The 529-nt window shown below is 50.5% G+C and carries 1 protein-coding gene; it reads left to right on the forward strand.

The genetic code is table 11. From position 1 onward, the window contains the following. Positions 1-203, forward strand: a 203-nt coding sequence (locus GQR53_RS21680) for a hypothetical protein (protein WP_240917527.1), incomplete at its 5' end; no start/stop codon positions are given. Positions 204-529: the final 326 nt, after the last annotated feature.

The raw sequence follows: 529 nt of genomic DNA on the forward strand, positions 1-529 counted from the left end.
CCCTGGCCGCTTCCCTTGCCCTGTCCGGCGCCCTGGCCCGTGTTCTGACAGCTTCCCTGGCCCTGTCGGCTTGGTTCACTGCATCCATGGCCACTGGTGGTTGGGCAACACTTCTGTGTGGCAGGACACTGACCATCATGGACACAGTTTTTAGCAGACAGTGGAATGTTCTTTGGGTCAGGACATTGACCGGGTTTCATTGAACCAGGCTGACTGGAAACAGGATCACATTGAAATCGAGAGCAGCCAGGTCTTTCAGAGCAGTATTGTCTTCCAGAGCAGGGTCTATCAGAAGAACATCCTCGATGGGATAGCAAGTCTTTCAGCCTCAGACCGCCAATACCTAGAGTAGCATCTGTTATGTTCAAGTTTCCAAACAGACACAATAAAACCGCACCAAACGAGCAATACATTCGAGCGGTCATCCTCCCAGCCTACAATCTCACAATGGCCTCTGCTGGAAAATTGAATTGCTGAATTGGCGTGTCAGAAGAAGCAGATAGCTAAATACAGCCAAAGGGCATAAAAC

It is taken from the genome of Pseudoalteromonas sp. Z9A6, assembly GCF_011378805.1.
In the GTDB taxonomy this organism is placed as follows: Bacteria; Pseudomonadota; Gammaproteobacteria; order Enterobacterales; family Alteromonadaceae; genus Pseudoalteromonas; species Pseudoalteromonas distincta.